Genomic DNA, 24,841 nt, shown 5'->3' with positions numbered 1-24,841 from the left:
CGTGAAAAAAATAATTATACCTATCATTATATCATTATTAGCATCGGGAATCATGAATGCCCAAACCAGCACGAATGAAAATTATGTGCAAAGCACAACCTATCTTGATTATCCTTCAAGCGGAAGTCCTAAAACGGCTGTAAGTGTACAATACCTTGATGGATTAGCAAGACCTAAACAAACGATAAATATTAAAGCCTCACCACAAGCAAATGATGTGGTATCCCACGTAGAATATGATGCTTTTGGGAGACAGGTTAAGGAATACCTTCCTGCTCCTCAACATGGAACTTTAAATGGAGCTATTTATACAAACCCTTTAAGTTATCCTACTACAAATCCTAATATTTACGGACCGGAGAAAATTTATACAGAAAAAATATTGGAAAGTTCTCCCTTAGATAGAGTTCTTGAACAGAGGCAAGTGGGAAATGCATGGAATGATAAACCAATGACTATGGAATATGGAACCAATGTATCTGGAGATGTAAATAAATATGTAGTTGTAACCAGCTGGGCAAGCGGAGCCACTTCTTCTGCAATAAATCTTTCAGGAACATACGGAACAGGACTTTTATATTCAACTACAGTGACTGATGAAGATGGAAACAAGACTATAGAATTTAAAAACAGTCAAGGACAAGTCATCTTAGTAAGAAAAGCATTGAATGCAACGCAAAATGCAGATACCTATTATGTTTACAATGAATATGATCAGTTAGCTTTTGTTATTCCACCATTGGCAGCTACAGCATCTAATGTGAATTCTGTATTGGATACACTGTGTTATGCGTACAAATATGATGACAGAAACAGAATGGTTGCCAAAAAACTTCCGGGAAAAAGCTGGGAATATGTAGTGTATGACAAACAGGACAGAATAGTACTGAGCCAGGATGCAGAATTGGGGAAAAATAATCAGTGGCAGTTCACAAAATATGATTCATTCGGGAGGGTAGCTTATACAGGAATCTATACCAGCACTGTAGCTTATGGAATGGAAGGCAGACAGACGGAGCAAAATAATGTCAATGCTTTAGGAAGTAATAATGAAACAAGAGGAGGCTCGTCTCCTGACAGTAGTGTAACTTCACTTAATTATTCAAATACAGCATATCCTACGGCATCGATTAAGATATTTACCATTAGTTATTATGACAGTTTTCCAAGAGATCCTTGGTTTCCTAGTGACCTTCCGGGAACTATACTTAATCAGAATGTAATTCTTAATACTCAAACAGGCAGTGCGAAAGGTTTGCTTTTAGCTTCATACATCAAAAATATTGAAAGCGATGACTGGACAAGAAGCTTTATGCTGTATGATACCAAAGGACGCCTTATCGGGACCAGAGAAACAAACCATTTAGGTGGATACACCAAAACAGATACAGAGCTTAACTTTACAGGTCTTCCGAATCAAACTATAACAAAGCATAAGAGACTAATTGGCGACACAGAAAGAATGATTACAGAAACATTCACGTATGATCACCAAAACAGACCTTTGACGCATAAACATAAAATTGATAGTAACCCTGAAGAATACTTATCGCAGAACGAGTATAACGAACTCTCTCAATTAAGCAGTAAAAAAGTAGGTGGAACAAATCCGGCACAGCCACTGCAAACGGTTGATTACAAATATAACATCCGAGGTTGGATGACTAAAATTAATGATCCCGTAAACCTTAATGGAAAACTGTTTGGATATGAAGTGAAATACACAAACCCTGTCTATTCATCTTTAGCATCGGGTAAGTTTAACGGAAATATCGCAGAGATAGACTGGAAGACTTCCAATGACGGAGTGCTGAGAAGATATGACTATCAGTATGATCTTTTCAATAGGTTACAGAAAGGTTTGTACTCAGAGCCGGGCTCATCGGTTCCTCAAAATAATTTCTTTAATGAGGAATTGATTTATGACATTAACGGAAATATAACCAACCTGAAAAGAAACAGTAAAAGCCTTTCAGGATCAGCGGAATTAATTGATAACCTGAACTACAATTATACCGGAAACAGATTGACTTCCGTTAATGAGACACAACTGAATTACAGAGGTTATCCCGATGTTTCAGGAAATACCATTGCGTATGATGATAACGGAAATATGAAAGACCAGAAGGACAAAGGTATTCTACAGATTCGGTACAATCATTTAAATTTACCTAATTATTTAGAATTTGACAGGCAGTATTTTACCCGAAATCAGTGGCAAAACGAGAATGTTTACAATTTTTACAGAGCAGACGGCGTAAAGTTCAGGAAAGAACACCGATACAGTGAAAACTCTGTCTACAAAAAAAAGACAACAGAGTATCTGGATGGTTTTCAGTATGAAATAATTGCAACAAGCGGAGATCCTACAATTAAATTTGTCCCAACTTCAGAGGGCTATTTTAATTTTGAAAATAATAAGTATATTTACAATTATGTTGACCATTTAGGAAATGTGCGCGTAAGCTACTTTAACAATGGTTCCAGCGCAGAAGTTCTTGAAGAAAACAACTATTATCCGTTTGGTTTAAAGCATGAAGGCTATAATGCTTTAGCCGGAAATCCTACATACAATTACAAGTATAATGGCAAGGAATTGCAGCAGGAATCCGGGATGTATGATTATGGGGCGAGATTTTATATGCCGGATATTGGGAGATGGGGAAAGGTGGACCCGCTCGCGGAAACCTCTCGTCGTTGGTCGCCTTATACCTATGCTTTTAATAATCCTATCCGTTTTATAGATCCTGATGGAATGCAAAATAAGGATATAACGTTTGGAAAAAGTGTTTCAGTAGATACACAAAATAAAATTGTAGGTGATTTAGAGAAAGAAACTGGTTTAACTTTATCTGTTGGAGATGATGGTAAATTAAGTTATAAAGAATCTGCTGATGCAGGAGGAAGTAAAACAGCTCGTGATATGCTGAAAGGAGCCATTGATAACCATAGAACAGATTATCAGGTTAATTCTGATAACACAAAAAGTACATCAATTGATACTGTCGGTTCTCGTGGAGAAACAATTGATGGGGTTTATGGAGCAACTATAACATATGATTTAAATATTAATACTAATCAAATTGATAAATTTGTTGCAGGAACTAGCGAGGCTCTAAATCCATTAACTATGGGATATGGCATGTCTACTTTACATGAAATAAGTCATAAATATAATAACTTGGAAGATCAAAATATAATTTATGGTTCAGCTGGTCCGAATGAAAAAGTTATTAATACTATTAGAAGAGAGCTAGACGCTTCTGGGCAATTTAATTTACCATTCGGCCAAAGAAATTCATATAGTCCAATAGATGTCTTATATAAAGGAAAGGTGCATAATTTTACACCTTTTGAAAGAGCGCCTGCTGTTATGGATGGTAATTTTAATAAAATTAATGTAAAGAAAAATTTATTTATGCTAACACCAAAAACTAAATAATGAAATATTTAATGATCATTTTATTCTTATGCTTTAATCTTTTAACATATGGACAATGTGTATGTGAGAGATATGAAAAAGGGATTGAATATATAAAACAAGATTTTAAAAATAAAGGGACGGAAAAGTATTATGAAGATATTTTAAATTCCGGAGCTTATGGAATATCCATTTATGAAAGTATTTTTCCATTATATAAGTCTGATAATTATTTTAGTTGGTTAAATATTGAAAAAACTAAGCCGATAAAAAAAAGTAACTGCTTATCTAAATTAAATAAAAAATATTGGGGTAAATCATGGAAATCATCAGATTACTACAAAAACCAAAATGTTTTTACTAAGGATAAATTTAAAGGACCTTCCCATATAGCATTTTTTAATGAATTCAAAAATGATTCTTTAAGAGTTGATGTTATATCAAATTCGCGTGAAGGTTTAAAATATTGTGGTAGTATTAATAAATACCTATTGATTTTTGATAAAGAGAATAATATCAAAGAAACCAAAACCTGGACTGATCATTACGAGTGTCTGTAACCCACTCACTACGCAAAGTCTGTGACTTTGCGTAGATAAAAATAAACCATCGCAATTGCAGTGGGTTTTGTGTTATACGTAGTTTCGTTTTCTAATGGAAAACGAATGTTATACTATTTGTGATAGCTTGATTTAAAGAAAAGTAGAGAATATAAAGCAATGATTATAAACAAACCAAAGCTTACATACCGGGACTAACAATACATCGTTTCACAGGTTCTTAAATTTGTCCCAACTTCAGAAGGATATTTTAATTTTGAAAATAATAAGTATATTTACAATTATGTTGACCATTTAGGAAATGTACGTATCAGCTACTTTAACAATGGTTCGGGCGCAGAAGTTCTTGAAGAAAACAACTATTATCCGTTTGGTTTAAAGCATGAAGGCTATAATGCTTTAGCCGGAAATCCTACATATAATTACAAGTATAATGGCAAGGAATTGCAACAAGAATCCGGGATGTATGATTATGGAGCAAGATTTTATATGCCGGATATTGGAAGATGGGGTGTTGTGGATCCAAGAAGTCAATATACTCATGAAGCTTACAATTACGTTTGGAATAATCCTATAAGTTTTAATGATCCTACCGGTATGGAGGGAGAATTGGGTTTTCCAATACGTGATGGTTTAAAAGATGGAGAAGTATGGCATGATTCGGACGGTTTATTTACTTGGAATGCAAAAAAAGGTACTTGGATTGACGCCAATAACAAAAGCGCAGTAATAACGCAAGTGTCAATACTAAATACTAAAAATAGTAACAATAATAATGGTCAATATGCAACTGCAACGGCTTTAGGATTGGCCAATGGAGAAAACCCTGGAGGCTGGGCTATATTGGTTGCCGTAGGAGCCCTTTGGTTTATAGATCAAGCTACAAAACCTTCTTATGAATGGTTTACACCTGCCCATACAACCATTGCTGATCCAGGAGCGGGAATGAGAAATCTCAATTCTGATTCTGAATCGGAAGAAGATAAGGATGTAAATGGTGTGAAAGTACCACAAGAAGGAAAGCCAGATGCAAGATATGAGCCAAAAGATTTACAAGAGCAGTTATCTATTGAGGAAGCAGAATCAGGTGAAGGAGATACAATTATGACTGGAAAACTGAAAGACCCAAAGTATAATCATAATACAAAAATGAAACACACTCATGATCATGGTGATGGTACCAAAACAGAGGTTCATTACGATATAAATAATCAAACTGGAAAGCGATCAGGATTTAAAATAAAAGATGGAACTAATGCTAAAAGTAGGGGACATCGCTATCCATAACATATAAAAAATATTTAATGAGAGTAAAATATATAAAAATAGACAATCCAGAAAAGGTAAAATATAAAATAAATTGGCAAATACCTTATGAACGCTTCCCTCTAATTATAGGAAAAGAGTATACTGTTTATGCAATAGAATACACTGAAGAAGGGGAAATAAATTTTTTTATTTTAGATGAAGGAGGTAATACTTATCCATATAATTATCCTTCCGAATTTTTTCTTGTTACAGACAAGAGAATGTCAAAATATTGGGAAGGCTTTACTGGTAAAGAAAGTTATCCTATAGATCCTATTTTTCCAAGTATGATTACCTTTAAAGAATGGAGACATAATAAATACTTTGAAGAAGAAATGATGGATAATGTAGGAAATGCTAATGCTATTTTTGAAAAATATCAAAATTTAATTAATAATGAATTTCCTGACAAGCAACTACAGAGTGCAATTTCTGTTGGAGATAATTGGGTAATGTGTTGTAATTGTGATAATTCTTGGAAGCTAACAAATGAAGAAAATGGGATAATTGAATGTTCCAAATGTCATACTAGACAAAACAATCCATATAGTTAATCTGCTGTATAGTCTTTGACTTTGCCTAAAAATAACCCACTGCAATTGCAGTGGGTTTTGTGTTATACGTAGTTTCGTTTTCTAATGGAAAACGAATATTATACTATTTTTTGATAGTGTGATTTAAAGAAAAATAAAGAATATAAAGCAATGGCGATAAACAAACCGAAACTTACAGACCGGGACTACCAATACCATCGTTTCACCGGTTCTTAAATTTGTACCAACTTCAGAAGGTTATTTCAATTTTGAAAATAATAATTATATTTACAGCTATACGGACCAGCTGAAAATATGCGTGTAAGCTACTTCAACAATGATTCGGGAGCAGAAGTTCTTGAAGAAAACAAACTACTATCCTTTCGGATTAAAGCATGAAGGCTACAATACTTTGGCGGGAAAGCCAGAAGTTTATTATTATATATAAAAGAATTTAACAGCAGATTCTCAGTTAACTAGCTTATAAAAAACTCAAATGCATTTGAATTAATCAATGAGATACCAAGAAAAAGAGATCCCTTCAAAAGAAAAGAATCTCTTTTGTATTTACGATTTTTAAGATTTCTTTATCAATTTTATTTGTAAGATTCAGAGTATACTGCTTTAGGATAAGTGATATATCCGTTATCTTCTCCCGAGTAATAGGTATTTCGGTCACTTTCCGATAAAGGCAAATTGTATTTGAACCTTTCAACCAAATCAGGATTAGCAATAAAAGGCTCGCCGAAAGATACTAAATCTGCATTACCTTCTTTCAGGATTACGTTGGCGCTTTCTTTAGAAAAGCCTAAGTTAGCCAGGATTCTTCCTCGGTAATTATTGCGAAAATGAGCAAAATAATTTTCTTGCAATTCTTCTACAGGAGTTCCTGATAAGTCTTCTGACGGTCCTACGATATGCACAAAAGCTAAGTTGTAATGATCCAGCTTATTTAAGATATATTTAAATAAAGGAATTGTTTCTTCATCCGGCTTCACAATTCCAACACTGCTTAACATGACCGGACTAAATTTTATGGCAACACGGCCACTTTCCCAAACTTCTGCAACGGCATCCAATATTTCAAAAATAATGCGAGAACGGTTTTCAATACTTCCGCCATATTCATCGGTGCGCTGATTAGCAGCTGTACTAAGAAATTGTGGAATGAGCATGCCCGCTATTGCATGTATTTCAATGCCGTCAAAACCAGCATCCTTTGCATTTTGAGCAGCTTTTTTATAATCCTGTACCGTTTTGTGAATTTCAGCAACTGTCATTTCACGCGGTGTTACAGTTTCCTTAAAACCTTCCGGAGTAAAAGATTGTGATTGTATATTAACTGCTGATGGGGCGACAGGAAGCTCTCCATTCTGCAAATCCGGATGTGCTCCTGCGCCAATGTGTCCCAATTGTGAAAAAATCAAACCGCCATTGTCATGTACAGCCTTAGTTACGCTTTTCCATCCTTCTACCTGCTCTTGGGTGTAAATACCCGGAACATTAATAAAACCAATGGATTGCGGATTCACCCAGGTACCTTCTGATAAGATCAGTCCGGCAGAGGCACGCTGTGCGTAGTATTCTGCCATTACAGCTGTAGGCACCAAGCCGGGATTAGCCGCTCTGGCACGGGTTAATGAGGCCATTACCACCCGGTTTTTTAATTTCAAATCTCCTAATTGATACTCCTCTAAAAGAGGTTGTGATATATTTTTCATTGTTGTTTATTTAAATTTTAACCTTGACAAAGTTCATACAATAACAATAAAAGAACAATATAGGAGAAATTAAGACTATAGGGATAAATTTATCCCTATGCCCCTTTTAGGTAATATAATGTATATTTGTTTAAATTTCAATTTTATGTACGAAAGAAAGATTCCTCTTACTATTGATTGTGGACTGCACCTGACGAGAGAAATACTCAACGGAAAATGGAAACCGGCGTTACTCAATGCAATTTCGATGGATGTGAAACGGCCAAGTGAAATTTTGAGAATACTTCCGGATGCCACGCGCCGTGTTTTAAATGTACAGCTGAAAGAACTCGAAGAGCATGGAATGATCCAAAAAAAAGTCTACCATCAGCTACCTCCTAAGGTGGAATACTCACTTACCGAGATGGGCTGGTCATTGATGCCCATTATCGATGCCATGAATGTCTGGGGTGATGAAAATCGGGATTTTTTAGAGAAAGTTATTGCTCAAAATCCAAAAATTATGAAAATATCAAAATCTCCTTGTGAGCTCATACAGCCCATGCCAAAAAGTGAAATAAAGAATATTTAGAGTTAGATTATCAAAACATTGTCTAAAATGGTTGGACAGAATTCTGTTGAGGTCATAACTGGAATTATTTATTTAAAACTAAAATTTTAACTACAATCGAAAAACACACGGATTTTTTAAAAATAGAAACAAAATATCCTCTATAGTCAACATTCGCTGAATCATATGTTGGCTATAGAGGATATGTGAATTTCAGAGTTTTGAAGCTGCAGAAGCATCCAAAAACCATTCTACTTTTTTATCTGATTTAATTAAACGTGCAGGATATTGATGGATTGAGCCTGATTTATCTTTCAAAATATGAAATACGGCTTCAGATTTTCCTTCTCCAAAAACTAAAAATGCAATGTTTCTTGCCTGATTAATCAAAGGTGCGGTCATCGTAATGCGAAACATATCAACCTCTTCCACAAAAATTGATTTTACAGTAGCTTCTGTCTCTTCCAGCACTGAAGTATCTGGAAAGAGTGAGGCTGTATGAGAATTATCACCAAGACCCAAAAGAATAAAATCAAATTCAACAGGCTTTCCTGAAAAATGTTTTGAAATAGAGTCCCAATACCATTGTGCCGATTCTTCCGGTGTCCCTGAAGTATTTACTTCAAAAATATTCGATGCATTGATTTTTAAAGGATTAAATAAGGCTTCTTTAACCATCACAGAATTCCTTTGAGCATCATCTGCGGGAACAAATCTTTCATCACCATAGAAAAAATAGGTCTTTTCCCAGTCGATTTTATTGTTAAACTTTTCGGATGCCAGCAATTCATATAATTTCTTAGGTGAACTTCCACCGGAAAGCACAAAATTAAATTGCCCGCGCTCTTCAATTGCTTTTTTTGATATCTCGCAAATGGTTTCTGCCAGTGCATTTATTACCTCTTCAACATCGTTAAATATTTTTAACTCAATCATACGTTTTTCTTTTTTTTAGGCACATTGATCCAGTGAAAGCCATCTTTTGCGATGAGTGCTTCTGCATTTTCAGGTCCCCAGGAATTTGCGGGATAATTCGGAAAATTGGTCATTTTATTATCTTCCCAATAGTTAATGATTGGCATCACCACTTCCCAGGCGGCCTCTACCTGATCTGCGCGCATAAATAAAGTCTGATCTCCGGAAATTACATCAAGCAAAAGCGTTTCATAAGCTTCCGGTGAATCTATTTTTGTTTTTCCTGAATAATCAAATACCATATCTACCGTGTTCAAAGTCATCTCAAGACCGGGTGTTTTGCTTTCCAGCTGGAATCTGATCGCCATATCGGGCTGTATACTGATGATAAGCCTGTTTGGTTTAGGCAGATTTCTTTCATCATTGTTAAAAATATTATGCGGGACTTCCCGGAACTGTATGATGATGTGCGAAGCCGATTCAAAAAGCCGCTTGCCTGTACGCAAATAAAACGGTACCCCCTGCCAACGCCAGTTATCTACATAAAACTTCATCGCAGCGTAGGTTTCAGTATTAGAATCTCCGGCTACATCCACTTCTTCACGATAACCCGGCACTTCTTTTCCTTCTACCCATCCGGCACCATATTGCCCTCTCACAGCAACACTGTCAATCATTCCCGGTACAATTTTTCGCATTGCTTTCAAAACCTCAACTTTACGGTCCCGCACAAGGTCTGCGTCAAAATTCACAGGGGGTTCCATAGCAATGATGCACAATAATTGCAGCAGGTGATTTTGGATCATGTCACGTAAAATTCCGGCATTGTCGAAATAGCTTCCCCTGTCTTCCACCCCAATTTGCTCGGTCACCGAAATCTGGACGTGCTCGATATGCGTACGGTTCCATAGCGGTTCCATAATTGTATTGGCAAAACGGAAAGCCATTACATTCTGAACAACTTCTTTTCCAAGATAATGGTCTATCCTGTAGATCTGCTTTTCATCAAAAATAGTAAGTAAATTAGCATTTAAAGCTTTTGCAGATTCCAGATCCCTTCCAAAAGGCTTCTCAATGATGATGCGGGTCGTTTCTTTATTATTTTCAAGCTTACTTTTTGAAATATTTTCTGCGATGGTGCAGAACAGATCAGGCGAAACAGCACAATAATACAGTACTGAGGGATCCTGCTTCCATTCTTCTTTTAATGTATTTACTTTCAAATAGAATTCATTATAGGAAGCGACATCCTTTATATTCGCTGCCTGATAAGATATATTTGAGGAAAATTTATCCCAATCTTCTTTTTTGGCCTTACCGGTTCGAGAAAATTCATTGATTCCTGTCAATAGAGAATCACGATACTTCTCGTCTGTGAATTCCGTTCTTGAAGTCCCTATTATAGCAAATTTTTCAGGAAGCCGGTTTTCAAGAAACAGATTATATAACGCAGGAATAATTTTTCTTTTGGTTAAATCACCATTTGCCCCGAAAATAATTATAATGGTCGGGTTTACTTTTGTATCTGTAGTGTTTGACATATTTAATTCTTAAAATATTGATCTTAAAATAATTATTGCTTAATATTTTCCATTATCCATTTGGTATGAAAGACGCCTTCTTTGGCTTTCAGTTCGTAGGTATGCGAACCGAAATAATCGCGTTGTGCCTGAATAAGGTTGGTCGGCATACTTTCAGAACGGAAATTATCAAAATACGTTAATGCTGCAGAAAATGCAGGAGTTGAAATACCGTGGATTGCCGCATCTGAAACGATCGTGCGAGCACTTGGAATGCTTTGAATAAGATTTCCCGCAACGGTTTTATCCAGAAGTAAATGCTGCAGCTCAGGATCTTTATTAAAAGCTGCATAAATATCTTCCAGGAATTCGGACCGGATGATGCATCCTCCGCGCCATATTTTTGCAATCAGATCCAATTTCAGATCATATTTAAATTCTATATTCGCCTGGTAGAGCAAATGCATTCCTTGGGCATACGCAGAAACCATGGCAAAATAAAAAGCTTCCTCCAGCTGATCACAATAATCATTTACGTTTTTCCCATAATGCATTTCTGTTAAATCCGGATATATTTTTGAAGCCTGAACTCTCAGATTTTTTAAGGAAGAAAGGTCTCTCATAGAAACAGAAATATCAATAACTGGAGTTGGCAGATGCAGATCCATTGCTCCCTGGGAAGTCCATTTTCCGGTACCTTTTGCCTTTGCTTCATCTCTGATATTATCCAGCAAAAGACCTTCTTCGCCTTCGTTTTTAAAAGCAAAAATATCAGTGGTAATTTCGAGGAGATAAGATTTCAGGCGGCCCTGATTCCATTTTTTATACACTTCATGAATTTGGTCATTCTCCATTTGAAGGCCTCTTTTCATAATTTCATAAGATTCCGAGATCAATTGCATGATCGCATATTCAATGCCGTTGTGTACCATTTTCACGAAATGTCCTGCAGAACGGTTTCCCATAAAGGCAACGGTAGGCTCACCATTAACCTGGGCTGCAATTTTTTCCAGAACAGGCTTTATGGCTTCATAGGCTTCTTTGTCACCGCCAGGCATCATACTTGGCCCTCTTCTTGCGCCTTCTTCTCCGCCAGAAACACCCATTCCTACAAAATGAAGACCTTTGCCTTCTAATTCCAGATATCGTCGTTCGGTGTCTGTATAATGTGAATTTCCTCCATCAATAATGATATCTCCTTTGTCTAAAACAGCCAATAATTCATCGATTACATTGTCGACTATTTCACCGGCAGGAACAAGCATCATAACGATTTTCGGACTTTTAAGACTGTCTGTAAATTCCTTTAAATTTGAAAAGCCCTGAATATTTTCACTATCCAAAGCATTAAGGGCATTTACTTTCTCGGCACTGTTATCATATCCGGCACAGCTATATCCGTGGTCTGCAATATTTTGTAAAAGGTTGGAGCCCATTGTTCCCAACCCGATCATTCCGAATGAATTTTGATTTTGATTTTCTTGTTTCATGATGCTACTTACTTGTAGAATTTTTTAGTTTACTATATTTTAATAGATGGAAAACCAGAACGCTAAGAACGGTCTTCCAAGTTCTGAATTTTTTTAAGGCGTCTCAGATGCCTTTCAGCGCCAATAAATCTGGCATTAAGAAAAGCCAAAATTAGCTCCTGTGCACTTGCATAACCTGTCACACGGCCGCCGAGACAGAGTAAATTCATATCATCGTCTTCCACTCCCTGGTGTGCCGAGAAATGATCTGTTATTAATGCTGCTCTGACATCGGGGACTTTATTGGCTGCAATGCAGGCGCCAACGCCACTGCCACAAATTGCGATACCGCGAAAAACCTCTTTTGAAGCCACTGCCTGCGCAAGTGGAATTACAAAATCCGGAAAATCATCAGAGTCATTGAGCTCTGTTGCGCCATAATCTACCGGTTCAAATTGATTTTCAATTAAAAAAGATTTTATTTTTTCTTTAAGTTCAAAACCGCCGTGATCTGCACAGATTCCAATTTTTTTTATGAATGCTGACATTCCAATTTTTATTTAATTCAAGATGATATTTAACCGCAAAGAAGATATACTAAGTTCGTAAAAAAAATTATATGTTTTTCAAAAATAAAGCAGTTGCTTTTTTTACCACATTTTCAATGCTGAACCCATATTCTTTCATTACTTCTTCTCCGGGTGCAGATTCTCCGAATTGATCTATTCCGATGACATCACCGTCGTCGGTGGTGTATTTTATCCAGCCGACCGATGAACCTGCTTCTACAGCCAGTCGCTTGCGGATGTTTTTAGGTAAAACTTTTTCCTTATACTCAGCATCTTGCTTATCAAATAAATTCCAGGAAGGCATGCTTACCACACGGGCATTGATCTTATTTTTCTTTAATTCTTCCTGTGCTTTCAAAATTAAATGAACTTCCGATCCACTCGCAATAAGAATTATATCAGGCTCTCCATCGGAATCCGACAGAATATAAGCCCCTTTTTCAAGGTTTTGTGCCCCGGTGTATTTTTTTTGATCGATAACCGGAATTTCCTGTCGGGTCAATGCAAGTGCAACGGGCCCATCCTTATGTTCAATGGCAACGCGCCATGCTTGAGCGGTTTCATTGGCATCTGCCGGGCGAATTACCGTCATATTGGGTACGGTACGCAATCCTATGAGCTGTTCTACGGGCTGATGGGTCGTTCCGTCTTCACCAAGACCAATACTGTCGTGTGTAAAAACCATGATCTGACGTATTTTCATAATGGCAGCGAGCCTAAGTGGAGGTCGCATATAATCTGAAAATATTAAAAATGTTGCGCCATATGGAATTAAATAATTGCTTAAAGCCATTCCGTTAAGAACAGCTCCCATCGCATGTTCCCGTATTCCAAAATGGAAATTACGCCCGTCACGCTGCTTTGCTGAAAATGATTTATAGGCTTCAAGAACTGTATTTGTGGAAGGTGACAAATCTGCTGAACCACCGATCAGCTGAGGTAAATATTCGGCAATAGCGTTCAGCGTTTGACCAGATGCTTTTCTGGTCGCGATATCTTTACCAGGCTCAAAAACCGGCAGTTTTTCTTCCCAGCCCTGAGGTAATTTCCCGGAAATGACAGACTCATATTCTTCGGCAAGATCGGGATGTCTTTTTTTATAATTTTTAAATAATTCATTCCACTCTTCTTCTTTTTTAGAAGATTTTCTGCCCGCTTTACGATAAAAATCTAAGACCTCATCAGGAATGATGAAATTTTTTTCAGGATCAAATCCGAAATTTTCTTTAACTAAACGCACTTCATCTTCGCCTAAGGGTGAGCCGTGTGCCGACGCAGAATCATGTTTGTTGGGACTTCCGTAACCGATATGGCTGCGAACTTTAATCAACGAGGGACGTGCAGTTTCTCTCTGGGCATTGGTAATCGCCCCGGATATTGCTTCAAGATCATTGATATCAGGCAGATCCTGAACATGCCATCCGTAAGCCTGAAACCTTTTAGATACCTCTTCATCAAAAGCCAGATCGGTATCACCTTCAATGGTAATATGGTTGCTGTCGTAAAAATAAATCAGATTTCCCAATCCCAGATGTCCTGCAAGAGATGCAGCTTCAGCAGAAACACCTTCCATAAGATCGCCATCGCTGCAGATCGCATAAATTTTATAATCGAAAATATTAAAATCCGGCTGGTTGTAACGTTCTGCCATATATTGCTGAGCAATGGCCATTCCTACGCCATTTGCAAAACCTTGTCCTAATGGGCCGGTCGTGACTTCAATTCCCGGGGTGAGCCCATATTCCGGATGGCCGGCAGTAATGCTGTGTAATTGCCTGAAATTTTCGATATCACTGAGCGTAACCTTATATCCGGTAAGGTACAGAAAGCTGTATTGAAGCATACATGCGTGACCGCAGGAGAGAACAAATCTATCGCGATTTGCCCAATGCGGATTTTCGGGATTGTAATTCATAATTTCAGACCACAATATGTGACCTAATGGGGCTAAAGCCATTGGTGTTCCGGGATGTCCGGAATTTGCTTTTTGTACTGCATCTGCCGCTAAAACCCGTACTGTATCAATGCTTTTCTGGATGATATTTTTATTTTCCATAGTTATATTTCTGCTTTAACTATTATTTTAATCGATTTTTATTTTGAAGGAATGATTCTATTCGTTACTGTTATATTTTAAAATCTTTTTAGCTAAAATTTTTTATTATCATATGGCTTTTACAACACATCAAAACTGTGACCATTTTAAAGAGTTTTCATCAGTTTTATTGAAAGCGGTAACCTTTTTTACAATAATAAATATTTTTACGTTCCTGAAATGTATAAATTTCACATAGTAATGATAGCAGGTATGATATTTGATATTTTAAACAACCTTCAATGAATATTATTAATTATAAACAAGCATATGCTGAAAAAAGGAGATAAGGTCAAATGGAAATTCCGATATGGCGAGACTTATGGGATAGTGACAAAAATCCATACCCGTGATTTTGTTTTTATGGATAAACAAAGAAGGGCATCCGAAGAGAGCCCACAATATGAGGTGATGAGCGAAAAGACGGGTAAAACTGCCGTTCATAAATCCCAGGCTTTAAAAAAGATAGGTTCATAAAAGCTGAAAGTTTAGATACTGATATAATTTAATGCCCTTTTTGTAAATTGCCCGGAAATAAAAGGCGGATTTAGAGAGTTTAATCATGAAAAAAAACGTACACTTTAAAGCATTAATCAATTATTATGATTCTGAAAGAGGCGGGCTCGTTTCTCCAATATCATCGGGTTTCCGGTCAACCCTTACATTTCCTTTAGAATCAAAATCTTATTTGGGAATTCAGACATTTTCGGATGATGAACTTATTTTTCCCGGAGATTCCGCTACTGTAGACATCACTTTAATTAATGCTGAGCCTTTTCTTGAAAAATTATATGAAGGAATGGATTTTGAGCTCTCAAATAATTCACAAACCATAGGGTATGGAGTTATTACTGGTATTTTGTTCTGACAAATGGATGGATATTGTGCAAAGGGAATCTTTTACCTGTTTAATATAATCCATAATATTATTTAGCCGTTTCCTCCATCCATTATTGGAAAGATACTATTGATTGCGAATATTAATATTCTAAAAACAAAGGAATGACTCAAAACAGTAATAATTATTATGTAGCACACAAAAAAAGTAACAAGGGATATAAAGTGCATTCCAGGATAACATCATTAAAAAACAAAATTAATATGAAAACTCAAACATTATTGACCGCAGCAGTTGCAGGAACACTTTTAGCAATTACGTCGTGCTCTTATTTTGAAAGCGGTAAAAACCGTGAAAAAGGCACGCCTATGGAATCCTCAAAAGCTGCAGTAAAAAAGATCGTAGACAACAAAGAGGCGAATGAAGGGAAACGTTTTTCCATCACCGGCTATTTGAATTATTCGGCTGGAATGACCGTTTATGTTGACAGGCCACAAACGGTCTACGTAAATACATTGCCAGGCGATGACGGAGAAACAATAACCCCTGTAGAGATGAAATGGGCGGAAAACGGTCATAACAGCGTTTTTGTTCCCGAAAGTGCAGGACGAGGATCTGATAAGACCATATTTTATGATAACGAGGGCAAGCCAATTTCAACAAATGACAAAGTTGAAGTGTCATTTGAGGTCGGGAAGGCATCAATTTATCCTTTTGAAGTAAGAATTGACAAAGTAAAATAGTACAGATGGATCAAAACATTTGCTGGTAAACCTGAAAACAGTGTCAAATTAAAAATATAATATGCAGGTAAATTATTTCATACTCTTATTTACGGGGCTTTTTTTGATAGGTTCCTACATCAATTACAGATATACGCAGAAGAAAGGGATGGTTTTCAGGTATAAGCCTGTTTTTTTAATCATAATAACAGTTTTATTTGCTGTTTCATTATATGGAATTATTTCCGGAAAACCTTACAATGAAATTCTGCCTTTTATACGGTAAAGTAATTGCCGATTGTTGCTTGATTTAAAGATCACTAAAAGTTGGGTGGTGAATAAGGCATGCTTTTGGAATTGCTCATTTGATCTTTACAAATAAAATAGTATTTAAGTTTTGCCCTGACAGAGAGAATCCGGTGATCTTTTCTTTTATATTTTTCTGGACGACAAGCTTTCCAAAAAATCCCTCATCCGAATAAAAGCTGTTTTTGGCAAATGGATGTAAAATGATGTCGTTATTCGAGCTGTGCCTGGCGACCAGTTCATTATTATTAACTATTAGCTCATATTGTGTATTGAATTCTTCATGAGATTACTGCTTAATTGATGTTTACAACAACTCGGGAACATGTCCCGGTTTTAATATCAATAGCTTATTCATGAATTTTCCGGATAATGGCACTACCAAGACTGTACTTTCTGATATTCCAACCACTTGCGGAATTCCTTTTAGATATACAGCACAATGGCTAACAACCATTACCATACCTTCTGGAGGACAAAGCATGGATCTCCGCTTGGGACGTGGCGGAAACGGTGATCGTTATGGAATCGTATATATATCTTCAAACTCTAAAATAGTATTCAGAAAAATTAAATAAGCTTTTCCATACTTTAATCAATATTTAGCTCCCCCTAAATCTTTGGTTAGCGGGAAATCGTTTGCAAAGGCTCATTTTCTTATACAAATCAGAGTAAGAAGCCTTCAAAGAGTAGGGAAGTTCCAATCTCATTTAAAATAGATAATAGAAATTAATTGGTAACTTTGCTTAATAATAAGCATCAGAAGTTATGCGCAGTAAGACTTTTCCCGAAAATCTGAGTCAAAACAAAGGGCTGTCTATACGTATTGTTTCTCCGGAGTTCGGGCATGTATCGCCTGAGTCCGCGGTTCAGTATGGTGCTGCGCAACGGTTGCCTTATTATTTCTTCCTTTTCGTGCTGCATGGGAACAGTCAGGAGTTTATCGACGGAGAAACTATAGAAGTTGGTAAACATGAACTTTTTTTTGCATTACCCCACCAGCTTAGGCATTTGGCCACAACTCGTCACAGCGCAGATTACTATAAACTGGGGTTTGACGATGAGTGTCTTTCGCGATTGCCGAGAAAATTCCCTTTTTTGCTCAACCCCCTCAACCAGCAGAAAATAAGCTTTATGCCTGATGCTGCACATAGGCTTTGTACTACATTTAAAACTTTAAATGACCTGTTGCGTACTGCCGATACTGATCCGGACCTGATCCTGGCTTACCTGAACAGCCTGCTTACAGAAATAAATGCCGCTTATTTTGTAATGCATAAAAAGCAAACGACAGGAAACATTGATAAGTTTTTAGGGTTTAAGCTATTTGTAGAAGATCATCTTACTGATCAGCCAACTATAACAGAGATCGCAGAAAAGCTGGCCTTAAGCACAGATTGTTTGTATAGGATTGTCAAACAGCATTCCGGCGTTTCACCAAAGGAATTTATTACAGACCGTTTGATCATCGAGGCAAGGCGTAGGATATATAATAACCAACTTACGTCGGTAAAGGAACTGGCATTTGAGCTCGGCTTTAATGATCCGGGTTATTTTTCACGTTTGTTTAAAAAAGTAACCGGCAAAACGATAGCTGACTTTTACCAGGATTTGTCCCTATAAAAACGGGTTTTGTCCGAATCATCCGATTATATTACCACCACCTTTGTCTAAAATAAATAAATTATGGACAGACAATTTGGTAAAATATTGGTAACCGGTGCAACCGGCTTAGTAGGTTCAAGGCTTTTGCCCCGCCTTGTTGAAGCTGGATACGATTGTTTCGCTCTGGTACGTGGCAAAGAAGTTGCATCCGGAGTAACGGCGATAGACGGGGACTTGTTTGATCCCGCCACGCTGGAAAAAGCGGTAAAAGACGCAAAAGCCATCATTCACCTGGCAGCCGTATTCCGTTCACCGGACACAGAACTGATCTGGAAAAGTAACCTCGAAGGTACGCGCAACCTCATTGATGCCGTAAAACGCAACTCCCCGGATGCCCGCTTCATTTTTGCAAGTACCAGCCACGTTTACGATATCAACAATCCACATCCCGGCCGGGAGGATGATGCACTTAACCCGCAACATGCCTATCCGGCAAGCAAAGTGGCTGCGGAAAAGGAGTTACGTGAAAGCGGATTGAACTGGTCAGTTCTTCGTTTCCCATTTGTTTATGGAGATGGAGATGGACACCTGGAAGAATTGCCTAAACATGTAGTTGCTGCCAAATTTCATCCGGCGATGCGCATGAGTACCATTCACCATCGCGATATATATACGGCTATCATAATGGCTTTACAAGGAATCATGGACAGGCGGGTGGTCAATATTGCAGATGAAGCACCAACAACACTTTACGAATTACTTCAGCTAGTTGGAGAACCGATGACTTCATCCGCAGAGCCGCTGGTCAATCCCTGGTATCTGCATGCTGATGCCTCTCTGGCCCGCAGTTTGGGCTTTCAGGCATCGGTAAGAACTGTCTATCAGGCGGAGCAGGAAGACCTGCTCTGACAACTTACTCGATTTATCCTGCTCACCTCATTTTTTACCATATGGTAAGTGACTGTTTTTAAGATGTGTACTATCTTTACGTGATGGAAGCGCTAATAAATCTTATCCTGCAATTTGGTGACCTGAACAAACAGCAGATCGAATTTTTGCTGAGTAAGGTTGAAATTCTTGAATTCAAAAAACACGACTACCTGTCGGAAGCCGGGAAGGTGCCCCGCTATGTGGCATTCGTGTTGGAAGGTGTGTTTCGCTTTTGTTATTATAACAACAAGAGCGAAGAGGTTACCAATTATTTTGTGGACGAAGGCAATTTTGTAGTCGATAACGAAAAGTTCGAATCGCAGATCGCTGCTTCGGAATATGTACAGGCTGTAACCGACTGCAAAGTGCTTGTTTTTAATAAAAAGGATTGGGACGATATATCTAATACCATTGTGGGCTGGGAAATGATGAAGGCAAAGATGGTAAAAAAGTGTCTGACGCTGGCCATGGAGCGGCGTAGTCCGCTGGTCTCAGAAGATGCCACCACACGTTACCTGTCGTTTATTGAGGCTTTCCCTAATCTCATCAACCGTATTCCGCTGTCATACGTGGCTTCATACCTGGGTGTCACCCAGCAATCGTTAAGTCGTATACGCCGGAATATTCGTTAACGACACTTTTTACCATTTGGTAAATGTTTTTTTGTTGTAATTTTCAATATTTGCATATTCATTTAAATAATAAAAAGATGAGCAAAAAGATTGTATTAATAACTGGAACAAATAGTGGTTTTGGCTGGCTTACCGCCCACAGCGTAGCTGCTTTAGGACATAAGGTGTACGCTACGATGCGCGATACTCACGGCCGTAATGCTGATAAAGCCGCAGAGCTTTCGGCTATAGATAACGTGACCGTTTTAGATGTTACCTTAACAGACGATGAAAGCGTAAAAAAGGCAGTTGACACTATTTTGGAGAAAGAAGGCACTATTGATGTGCTGGTGAACAATGCCGGTTACGGTATGACCGGTGTTGCGGAGAGCTTTACCGTGGCCGATGTGCACACTACCTTTGATATCAATGTTTATGCCCCTTGGCGGCTGATGAAACAGGTATTGCCTGCCATGCGCAAGCAGTCCGATGGGCTGATCATTAACGTAACCAGTGGCTTTGGAAGGGTGTCATTTCCGTTCGCTACCATTTATGCAGCCTCAAAATTTGCGCTTGAAGGAATAAGTGAGGGTCTGCATTACGAGGTAAAACGATTAGGTATTGATGTAGCCATTGTGGAGCCGGGTGCCTTCCCTACAGAAATGCAGCAGAAGAATAACCCCGCATCTGATCAGGCAGTATTTGAGGGCTACAGTGCTATTGCTGATATTCCCAATAAAATGGTAGCCGCGTTGGGTGGAGAGATGCAGGCTAAAAATCCTAACCCGCAGGATGTTGCCGATGCTATTGTAAAACTTATCGGTACTCCAAAAGGCACCCGCCCATTACGGACCGTGGTTGACCCCATAACCGGAAAATACATTGACGCCGCCAACCAGGCCGTGGCCGAACAATTTGCCAAAGGATTGAAGGTATTCGGCATGGGTGAGCTATTGTAAACGAAACAGATTTAATGGGAATGGCAGTGGTATAGCCACTGCCTTTTTTTTAAAATCTTCCAATCTGTTATTTTTGTGGTTGGGATGAGCTTGATACATACGGTCAGGTAAAAAAAATTTATAACTAAGAAAAAATCTAGCTTTAACAAATTATATTTTAGAAAAAATTTAAATAATTTAATTATTTTAAATTTCTAACTTTGTTCTATAACTATGAAATAAATGTTCGATATTTTCCTAAAATACCTTACCGACAAAATAGAAATTTCTAGCCAGGAAATACAATTAATAGAATCTGTATGTAAACCAAAAAAGCTTCGTAAAAAACAATTCCTTCTTCAGGAAGGAGACGTTTGGCATTATAACGCTTTTATTTGTCGAGGATTGGTAAAAACCTTTTCTATCGCTGAAAATGGAACCGAACATATCATCAGCTTTGCCCCGGAAAATTATTGGACGGGAGATCGTGAGAGTCTTCACAGTGGAAATCCCTCACGTCTAAACATCGATGCAATCGAACCTACAGAATTGATTTTAATTGAAAAATCAGATTTTGAAAAGCTATGTGCAGAAATCCCTCGGCTCAATCAATTGGTTAATCAGATTATTCAGAAAAGTTTTATTGTTTCCCAAGGGAGAATTTTAGCTAATATCAGTTTTACCGCGGAAGAAAAATATCAGAATTTCCTTGAAAAATATCCTCATATCGTCAACAGAATTCCTCAGCATATGATTGCTTCGTATATTGGCATTACTCCCGAAACCCTTACCAGACTGCGTAAAAATATGGTTAAGAAATAAAAACCATTCATTTCATTGATATTTGTTTGCTTTATTTTCAAGCTTTTGTCAATGGAAAATAATCCTTTATGACTGCATCTTTGCCTTATTAAAATAACAATTAAAAATAAGACAAAATGAATAAGACAGTTTTTATCACAGGAACAAGCACAGGCTTTGGAAAATTAACAGCAACTACTCTTGCAAAAGCAGGGTACACAGTCATTGCAGGAATGCGAGGCATCAACGGTAAAAATGAAACAGTAGCCAAAGAATTGGGAGCTCTCCCCAATATAGAAGTCGTTGAAATTGATGTAACGGATGATCTTTCGGTAAATAATGCTTTCGAAAAAGTACTTCAAAAATATGGTAAAATCGATGTATTGGTCAACAATGCCGCCGTTTCAGGTTTCGGATTATTGGAATCATATAGCCTGGACAAAATCCGCCAAATGTTTGAAGTGAATTTCTATGGCGTGATCCGTACTTATCAGGCTGTACTGCCTTCTATGAGAGCACATAAAAGTGGTTTGATCATCAATATAAGTTCCGGAGCAAGCGCCCATACTTCTCCTTTTATGATTCCTTATTTTGCGTCCAAGTTTGGAGTAGAAAGTATTACCGAAGGCTTGCAGGATGAATTAAAACAATTCAATATCGACAACGTTTCTATCCAGCCCGGAGTTTACCCCACAGAAATGAATACGGGTGAAAAAGCCGGCGTTAATTCAGATAAACCTGAAATTTCTGAAGCCTATAATCCGGTTGCAACAGAGCAGTTTAATGCAATAGGTGCTGCATTATTTGGAAAAATGAAAGAATTTAATATGAATCCGCAAACCATTGCAGACGGAATTTTGGAATTGATTCAAATGAAAGCCGGTTCTCGTCCGTTACGTTTTCCATTGGATGCTGTCGCTCAGGGAACAGATTTGGAATTTATTAATGCCAGAGCCGAAATGAAAGCCAAATGGCTTGCAAAATATAATGATTAACTAATTTCGAATAAATAGATAAAGGTTGAAGAATTTACACTTCGACCTTTTTTTTATGTCTCAATATTAAATCCAAATATCGATTTGAATCTTAAATAAAGTTCAATTTCATTGACATTTGTTTGCTTTTTTTTCAAGCTTTTGTCAATGGAAGAAGGCTGTTGAATGTTGGAAATTTGCTTCATAAAATAACAATAAAAAATGATCATAATGAGCAATTTAAAAAAACAAATCAAAGCCAACGCAGCAGCTGTAGCAAGTGCACTTTTATTATCAACAGCAGTTTCACAAACTGCGGCACAGGAAAAAACAGGAATTCTTGGAATCGACCATGTGGGAATCAACGTTCCGGATATGAAACAAGCGGTAAGCTTTTTCACTGATGTTTTAGGATTTTCGGCGGTAACAACTTTAGGACCGATTCCTTTAGATGATACGTGGAAAAAGAACAATCATATGAATGCTAAAACCGGTCCGGTAACCATCAAAATGGTAAAAGCAGGCACGGGAGCCAACATCGAACTATTCGAATATCAGGATAACAAAGGAAATTCCCAACAACCGGGAAGTGATGATATCGGAGCCAGCCACATCGCTTTTTATACCAATGATATCAGCAAAAGTGTAGCTTATCTGAAAAGCAAAGGCGTACAATTCTTGGGAGAACCATTTTTAATGCCATCGGGAGATACGGAAGGCGAAACCTGGGTCTATTTTGTAACACCTTGGGGTTCTAAAATGGAATTGGTTTCTTATCCGAACGGAAAAGGCTATGAGAAAAAAAATCCTGCAACCATCTTATGGTCTCCTAAAGATGCTGTGAAAAATGAAAGTAAAAAATCAGATTCAAAACCACTTTCTGAAGCGGAGATTCGTTCTTTGGTAGAAGGACATTTAGCCATCTGGAACGAAAAAGACCTTAAAAAGCGTGAAGCTTTAATGGCAAAAATCTATGCTGATGATATTGAAATGGTAGACAGTCACTTTATCGCAGTCGGTCACAAAGAAATCAATGGTTTTGTGGATGGATTGCAACAGAAAAGTCCTCAGTCTAAATTTTCCCATATCAAAGCGATAGACGTTAATCACAACATTGCAAGACTCTACTGGCAAAACGGGACTCCTGAAAAACCGGATGCCGTAACAGGAATGGATCTCTTCGTTTTCGAAAACGGAAAAGCAGCCAAATTATATGTCTTTGTGGACAACAAATAATCAATTCGCAATTAAAGTTTACATCAAAATAAAAATTAACAATTTTAAAATAATCAATTATGAAAGCATCAGTAATCAATCAAAATTCAGAAAACGAAAAATTAATCCGTGAGTTATACAGAATCGCAGAAGAACAGGATACACAAGGTTTTGTTGGCCTTTTTGCAGAAGACGGATACTTTTGGGATGTATCTGCGGGAACCAAGTATTATGGGCAGGACATCGGGAAAACAGTAGATGTTTATGCAACAGCTTTTCCGGATATGCACAGAGAATTGTATGACTTGTACGTTTTGGAAAATGAGAATACCGTTGTTGTGGAATTATCTCTAAACGGAACTCATAACGGCCCGCTTCAGCTACCTTCAGGAACGATTCCGGCGACAAATAAAACAATGCAGACCCCTTGTTGTGATGTTTTTAAAATCGAGAACGGGAAAATAAAATCATTCCATTGTTACACTGCAGCAACTATACTTTTGGGTCAGTTAGGTGTTTTTTAATGTAAAATAAATCAAGGTGATTAAATATTTAATTGCCTTGATTTTAATAATTTATAAATAATGGAAAATATATTAGATCTTCTCAATTGGCGATATGCGACCAAAAGAATGACCGGTGAGAAAGTAGAAGATGAAAAAATCAATGCTATTTTGAAAGCGGCTCATTTGGCTCCATCAGGAATTGGATTACAGCCTTACGAAATCATCGTTATCAGCAATCCTGAAATTAAAAAGAAAATATTACCCATCGCAATGAATCAGCCTCAGGTTGTAGAATCTTCACATCTTTTGGTTTTTGCAGTCTGGGATGAATATTCTAAAGAAAGGATAGATAAAGTCTTTGATTATCTGACAGAAAAACGCAACGTTGATTCTACTAAGTATCATAAACAAAGAGAATTTTCGAAACGGTTTTTCGGAAATATGAGTATCGAAGAAAACTTTCATCACGCAGCTAAGCAGGCAAATATAGCACTAGGTTTAGCGATTGTTGAGGCCGCTTCTGCAGGAATAGATTCTACGCCAATGGAAGGGTTTGACCCGATAGCACTGGACGAATTTTTGAAGCTTCCATCCAAAGGTTTAAGAAGCTCAATGCTGTTGGCTTTGGGATATAGAGACGAAGAAAATGACTGGAATCTAAAACTAAAAAAAGTACGCAAACCATTTGAAGAGTTTGTAACATTCATTTAGACGATCCGCGTGGAAAAGTATGA

Annotated in this window: 24 protein-coding genes; 17 read left to right on the top strand and 7 right to left on the bottom strand. The window is 37.5% G+C overall.

Annotation, left to right across the window (positions count from 1 at the left end; translation table 11 throughout):
* The first annotated feature begins 1 nt into the window (after position 1).
* The 4 genes from BLT04_RS09675 (at position 2) to BLT04_RS09660 (ending at position 5,843) form a co-directional block, all read left to right on the top strand.
* Positions 2–3,442 carry a DUF6443 domain-containing protein gene (locus BLT04_RS09675; protein WP_089755609.1) on the top strand — a complete coding sequence of 1,147 codons (3,441 nt, stop codon included), beginning with the start codon at positions 2–4 and terminating at the stop codon, positions 3,440–3,442.
* Positions 3,442–3,981, top strand: a complete 540-nt coding sequence (locus BLT04_RS09670) for a hypothetical protein (protein ID WP_089755608.1) — start codon at positions 3,442–3,444, stop codon at positions 3,979–3,981. The genes BLT04_RS09675 and BLT04_RS09670 overlap by 1 nt, the downstream gene beginning before the upstream one ends.
* A 204-nt stretch (positions 3,982–4,185) precedes the next feature.
* Positions 4,186–5,268 carry an RHS repeat domain-containing protein gene (locus BLT04_RS19175; protein WP_089755607.1) on the top strand — a complete coding sequence of 361 codons (1,083 nt, stop codon included), beginning with the start codon at positions 4,186–4,188 and terminating at the stop codon, positions 5,266–5,268.
* A 17-nt stretch (positions 5,269–5,285) separates the two neighbouring features.
* On the top strand, positions 5,286–5,843 hold the full coding sequence (locus tag BLT04_RS09660) for a hypothetical protein (protein WP_089755606.1): 558 nt from the start codon (positions 5,286–5,288) through the stop codon (positions 5,841–5,843).
* A 575-nt stretch (positions 5,844–6,418) separates the two neighbouring features.
* On the opposite strand, the gene BLT04_RS09655 is transcribed toward BLT04_RS09660, so the two are convergent.
* Positions 6,419–7,543, bottom strand: a complete 1,125-nt coding sequence (locus tag BLT04_RS09655) for an alkene reductase (RefSeq protein ID WP_089755605.1) — start codon at positions 7,541–7,543, stop codon at positions 6,419–6,421.
* Between the two features lie 118 nt (positions 7,544–7,661).
* Here BLT04_RS09655 and BLT04_RS09650 point away from each other — a divergent pair, with 118 nt between their 5' ends.
* Entirely contained in the window at positions 7,662–8,114 is a 453-nt protein-coding gene (locus BLT04_RS09650; RefSeq protein ID WP_228421934.1) for a winged helix-turn-helix transcriptional regulator, read from the top strand.
* 192 nt (positions 8,115–8,306) lie between these two features.
* On the opposite strand, the gene pgl is transcribed toward BLT04_RS09650, so the two are convergent.
* The 5 genes from pgl to tkt all read right to left on the bottom strand — a co-directional run bounded on the left by pgl (position 8,307) and on the right by tkt (position 14,622).
* Positions 8,307–9,029 carry a 6-phosphogluconolactonase gene (gene pgl / locus BLT04_RS09645; protein WP_089755603.1) on the bottom strand — a complete coding sequence of 241 codons (723 nt, stop codon included), beginning with the start codon at positions 9,027–9,029 and terminating at the stop codon, positions 8,307–8,309.
* Complete coding sequence (gene zwf / locus BLT04_RS09640) at positions 9,026–10,549, bottom strand: glucose-6-phosphate dehydrogenase (protein WP_089755602.1); 1,524 nt, start codon at positions 10,547–10,549, stop codon at positions 9,026–9,028. Before zwf ends, pgl begins: the two co-directional genes overlap by 4 nt.
* Before the next feature lie 32 nt (positions 10,550–10,581).
* A complete protein-coding gene (gene gndA / locus BLT04_RS09635) occupies positions 10,582–12,018 on the bottom strand; it encodes an NADP-dependent phosphogluconate dehydrogenase (RefSeq protein ID WP_089755601.1) in 1,437 nt (478 codons plus the stop codon).
* Between the two features lie 62 nt (positions 12,019–12,080).
* A complete protein-coding gene (locus tag BLT04_RS09630; protein ID WP_089755600.1) occupies positions 12,081–12,545 on the bottom strand; it encodes an RpiB/LacA/LacB family sugar-phosphate isomerase in 465 nt (154 codons plus the stop codon).
* A gap of 67 nt (positions 12,546–12,612) precedes the next feature.
* Positions 12,613–14,622: a transketolase gene (gene tkt, locus BLT04_RS09625; RefSeq protein ID WP_089755599.1), complete on the bottom strand. Its 2,010-nt coding sequence runs from the start codon at positions 14,620–14,622 to the stop codon at positions 12,613–12,615.
* A 309-nt stretch (positions 14,623–14,931) separates the two neighbouring features.
* On the opposite strand from tkt, the gene BLT04_RS09620 reads away from it, so the two are divergent.
* From BLT04_RS09620 to BLT04_RS09610, 3 genes are all read left to right on the top strand, one after another.
* Positions 14,932–15,138 (top strand): hypervirulence associated TUDOR domain-containing protein, encoded by a 207-nt coding sequence (locus BLT04_RS09620; RefSeq protein WP_089755598.1) that lies wholly within the window; start codon positions 14,932–14,934, stop codon positions 15,136–15,138.
* A gap of 85 nt (positions 15,139–15,223) precedes the next feature.
* Positions 15,224–15,529: a hypothetical protein gene (locus BLT04_RS09615; RefSeq protein WP_089755597.1), complete on the top strand. Its 306-nt coding sequence runs from the start codon at positions 15,224–15,226 to the stop codon at positions 15,527–15,529.
* 233 nt (positions 15,530–15,762) lie between these two features.
* Entirely contained in the window at positions 15,763–16,242 is a 480-nt protein-coding gene (locus BLT04_RS09610; RefSeq protein ID WP_139166233.1) for a hypothetical protein, read from the top strand.
* A gap of 592 nt (positions 16,243–16,834) precedes the next feature.
* Here the strand turns inward: BLT04_RS09610 and BLT04_RS18900 are convergent.
* On the bottom strand, positions 16,835–17,011 hold the full coding sequence (locus tag BLT04_RS18900) for a hypothetical protein (RefSeq protein ID WP_170828462.1): 177 nt from the start codon (positions 17,009–17,011) through the stop codon (positions 16,835–16,837).
* A 284-nt stretch (positions 17,012–17,295) separates the two neighbouring features.
* On the opposite strand from BLT04_RS18900, the gene BLT04_RS09595 reads away from it, so the two are divergent.
* The 9 genes from BLT04_RS09595 to BLT04_RS09555 all read left to right on the top strand — a co-directional run bounded on the left by BLT04_RS09595 (position 17,296) and on the right by BLT04_RS09555 (position 24,818).
* Positions 17,296–18,150 (top strand): AraC family transcriptional regulator, encoded by an 855-nt coding sequence (locus BLT04_RS09595; protein ID WP_089755593.1) that lies wholly within the window; start codon positions 17,296–17,298, stop codon positions 18,148–18,150.
* Between the two features lie 63 nt (positions 18,151–18,213).
* A complete protein-coding gene (locus BLT04_RS09590) occupies positions 18,214–19,041 on the top strand; it encodes an NAD-dependent epimerase/dehydratase family protein (protein ID WP_089755592.1) in 828 nt (275 codons plus the stop codon).
* A gap of 83 nt (positions 19,042–19,124) precedes the next feature.
* The gene (locus BLT04_RS09585; protein WP_047400685.1) at positions 19,125–19,694 is read left to right on the top strand and encodes a Crp/Fnr family transcriptional regulator; all 570 of its coding nucleotides are present in this window, start codon (positions 19,125–19,127) and stop codon (positions 19,692–19,694) included.
* A 77-nt stretch (positions 19,695–19,771) separates the two neighbouring features.
* Positions 19,772–20,632: an SDR family oxidoreductase gene (locus tag BLT04_RS09580; RefSeq protein WP_089755591.1), complete on the top strand. Its 861-nt coding sequence runs from the start codon at positions 19,772–19,774 to the stop codon at positions 20,630–20,632.
* A gap of 222 nt (positions 20,633–20,854) precedes the next feature.
* A complete protein-coding gene (locus tag BLT04_RS09575; protein WP_089755590.1) occupies positions 20,855–21,433 on the top strand; it encodes a Crp/Fnr family transcriptional regulator in 579 nt (192 codons plus the stop codon).
* A 116-nt stretch (positions 21,434–21,549) separates the two neighbouring features.
* Positions 21,550–22,407 carry an SDR family oxidoreductase gene (locus BLT04_RS09570; protein ID WP_089755589.1) on the top strand — a complete coding sequence of 286 codons (858 nt, stop codon included), beginning with the start codon at positions 21,550–21,552 and terminating at the stop codon, positions 22,405–22,407.
* A gap of 210 nt (positions 22,408–22,617) precedes the next feature.
* Positions 22,618–23,622 carry a VOC family protein gene (locus BLT04_RS09565; protein ID WP_228421933.1) on the top strand — a complete coding sequence of 335 codons (1,005 nt, stop codon included), beginning with the start codon at positions 22,618–22,620 and terminating at the stop codon, positions 23,620–23,622.
* 59 nt (positions 23,623–23,681) lie between these two features.
* A complete protein-coding gene (locus BLT04_RS09560) occupies positions 23,682–24,125 on the top strand; it encodes a nuclear transport factor 2 family protein (RefSeq protein ID WP_089755587.1) in 444 nt (147 codons plus the stop codon).
* 60 nt (positions 24,126–24,185) lie between these two features.
* Positions 24,186–24,818, top strand: a complete 633-nt coding sequence (locus tag BLT04_RS09555; protein ID WP_089755586.1) for a nitroreductase family protein — start codon at positions 24,186–24,188, stop codon at positions 24,816–24,818.
* Positions 24,819–24,841 lie beyond the last annotated feature (23 nt).

The organism is Chryseobacterium soldanellicola (genome assembly GCF_900100115.1).
Lineage (GTDB): Bacteria > Bacteroidota > Bacteroidia > Flavobacteriales > Weeksellaceae > Chryseobacterium > Chryseobacterium soldanellicola.
Note: the sequence above shows the minus strand (reverse complement) of the source record. Positions and strands in the feature narration are given on the sequence as shown.

Excerpts from the sequence above, each read along its gene's own strand:
- BLT04_RS09670 (WP_089755608.1), top strand. The coding sequence starts at position 3,442 with ATGAAATATTTAATGATCATTTTATTCTTATGCTTTAATCTTTTAACA.
- BLT04_RS09660 (WP_089755606.1), top strand. The coding sequence starts at position 5,286 with ATGAGAGTAAAATATATAAAAATAGACAATCCAGAAAAGGTAAAATAT.
- BLT04_RS09655 (WP_089755605.1), bottom strand. The coding sequence starts at position 7,543 with ATGAAAAATATATCACAACCTCTTTTAGAGGAGTATCAATTAGGAGAT.
- BLT04_RS09650 (WP_228421934.1), top strand. The coding sequence starts at position 7,662 with ATGTATATTTGTTTAAATTTCAATTTTATGTACGAAAGAAAGATTCCT.
- pgl (WP_089755603.1), bottom strand. The coding sequence starts at position 9,029 with ATGATTGAGTTAAAAATATTTAACGATGTTGAAGAGGTAATAAATGCA.
- zwf (WP_089755602.1), bottom strand. The coding sequence starts at position 10,549 with ATGTCAAACACTACAGATACAAAAGTAAACCCGACCATTATAATTATT.
- gndA (WP_089755601.1), bottom strand. The coding sequence starts at position 12,018 with ATGAAACAAGAAAATCAAAATCAAAATTCATTCGGAATGATCGGGTTG.
- BLT04_RS09630 (WP_089755600.1), bottom strand. The coding sequence starts at position 12,545 with ATGTCAGCATTCATAAAAAAAATTGGAATCTGTGCAGATCACGGCGGT.
- tkt (WP_089755599.1), bottom strand. The coding sequence starts at position 14,622 with ATGGAAAATAAAAATATCATCCAGAAAAGCATTGATACAGTACGGGTT.
- BLT04_RS09620 (WP_089755598.1), top strand. The coding sequence starts at position 14,932 with ATGCTGAAAAAAGGAGATAAGGTCAAATGGAAATTCCGATATGGCGAG.
- BLT04_RS09615 (WP_089755597.1), top strand. The coding sequence starts at position 15,224 with ATGAAAAAAAACGTACACTTTAAAGCATTAATCAATTATTATGATTCT.
- BLT04_RS09610 (WP_139166233.1), top strand. The coding sequence starts at position 15,763 with ATGAAAACTCAAACATTATTGACCGCAGCAGTTGCAGGAACACTTTTA.
- BLT04_RS18900 (WP_170828462.1), bottom strand. The coding sequence starts at position 17,011 with ATGCTTTGTCCTCCAGAAGGTATGGTAATGGTTGTTAGCCATTGTGCT.
- BLT04_RS09595 (WP_089755593.1), top strand. The coding sequence starts at position 17,296 with ATGCGCAGTAAGACTTTTCCCGAAAATCTGAGTCAAAACAAAGGGCTG.
- BLT04_RS09590 (WP_089755592.1), top strand. The coding sequence starts at position 18,214 with ATGGACAGACAATTTGGTAAAATATTGGTAACCGGTGCAACCGGCTTA.
- BLT04_RS09585 (WP_047400685.1), top strand. The coding sequence starts at position 19,125 with ATGGAAGCGCTAATAAATCTTATCCTGCAATTTGGTGACCTGAACAAA.
- BLT04_RS09580 (WP_089755591.1), top strand. The coding sequence starts at position 19,772 with ATGAGCAAAAAGATTGTATTAATAACTGGAACAAATAGTGGTTTTGGC.
- BLT04_RS09575 (WP_089755590.1), top strand. The coding sequence starts at position 20,855 with ATGTTCGATATTTTCCTAAAATACCTTACCGACAAAATAGAAATTTCT.
- BLT04_RS09570 (WP_089755589.1), top strand. The coding sequence starts at position 21,550 with ATGAATAAGACAGTTTTTATCACAGGAACAAGCACAGGCTTTGGAAAA.
- BLT04_RS09565 (WP_228421933.1), top strand. The coding sequence starts at position 22,618 with ATGAGCAATTTAAAAAAACAAATCAAAGCCAACGCAGCAGCTGTAGCA.
- BLT04_RS09560 (WP_089755587.1), top strand. The coding sequence starts at position 23,682 with ATGAAAGCATCAGTAATCAATCAAAATTCAGAAAACGAAAAATTAATC.
- BLT04_RS09555 (WP_089755586.1), top strand. The coding sequence starts at position 24,186 with ATGGAAAATATATTAGATCTTCTCAATTGGCGATATGCGACCAAAAGA.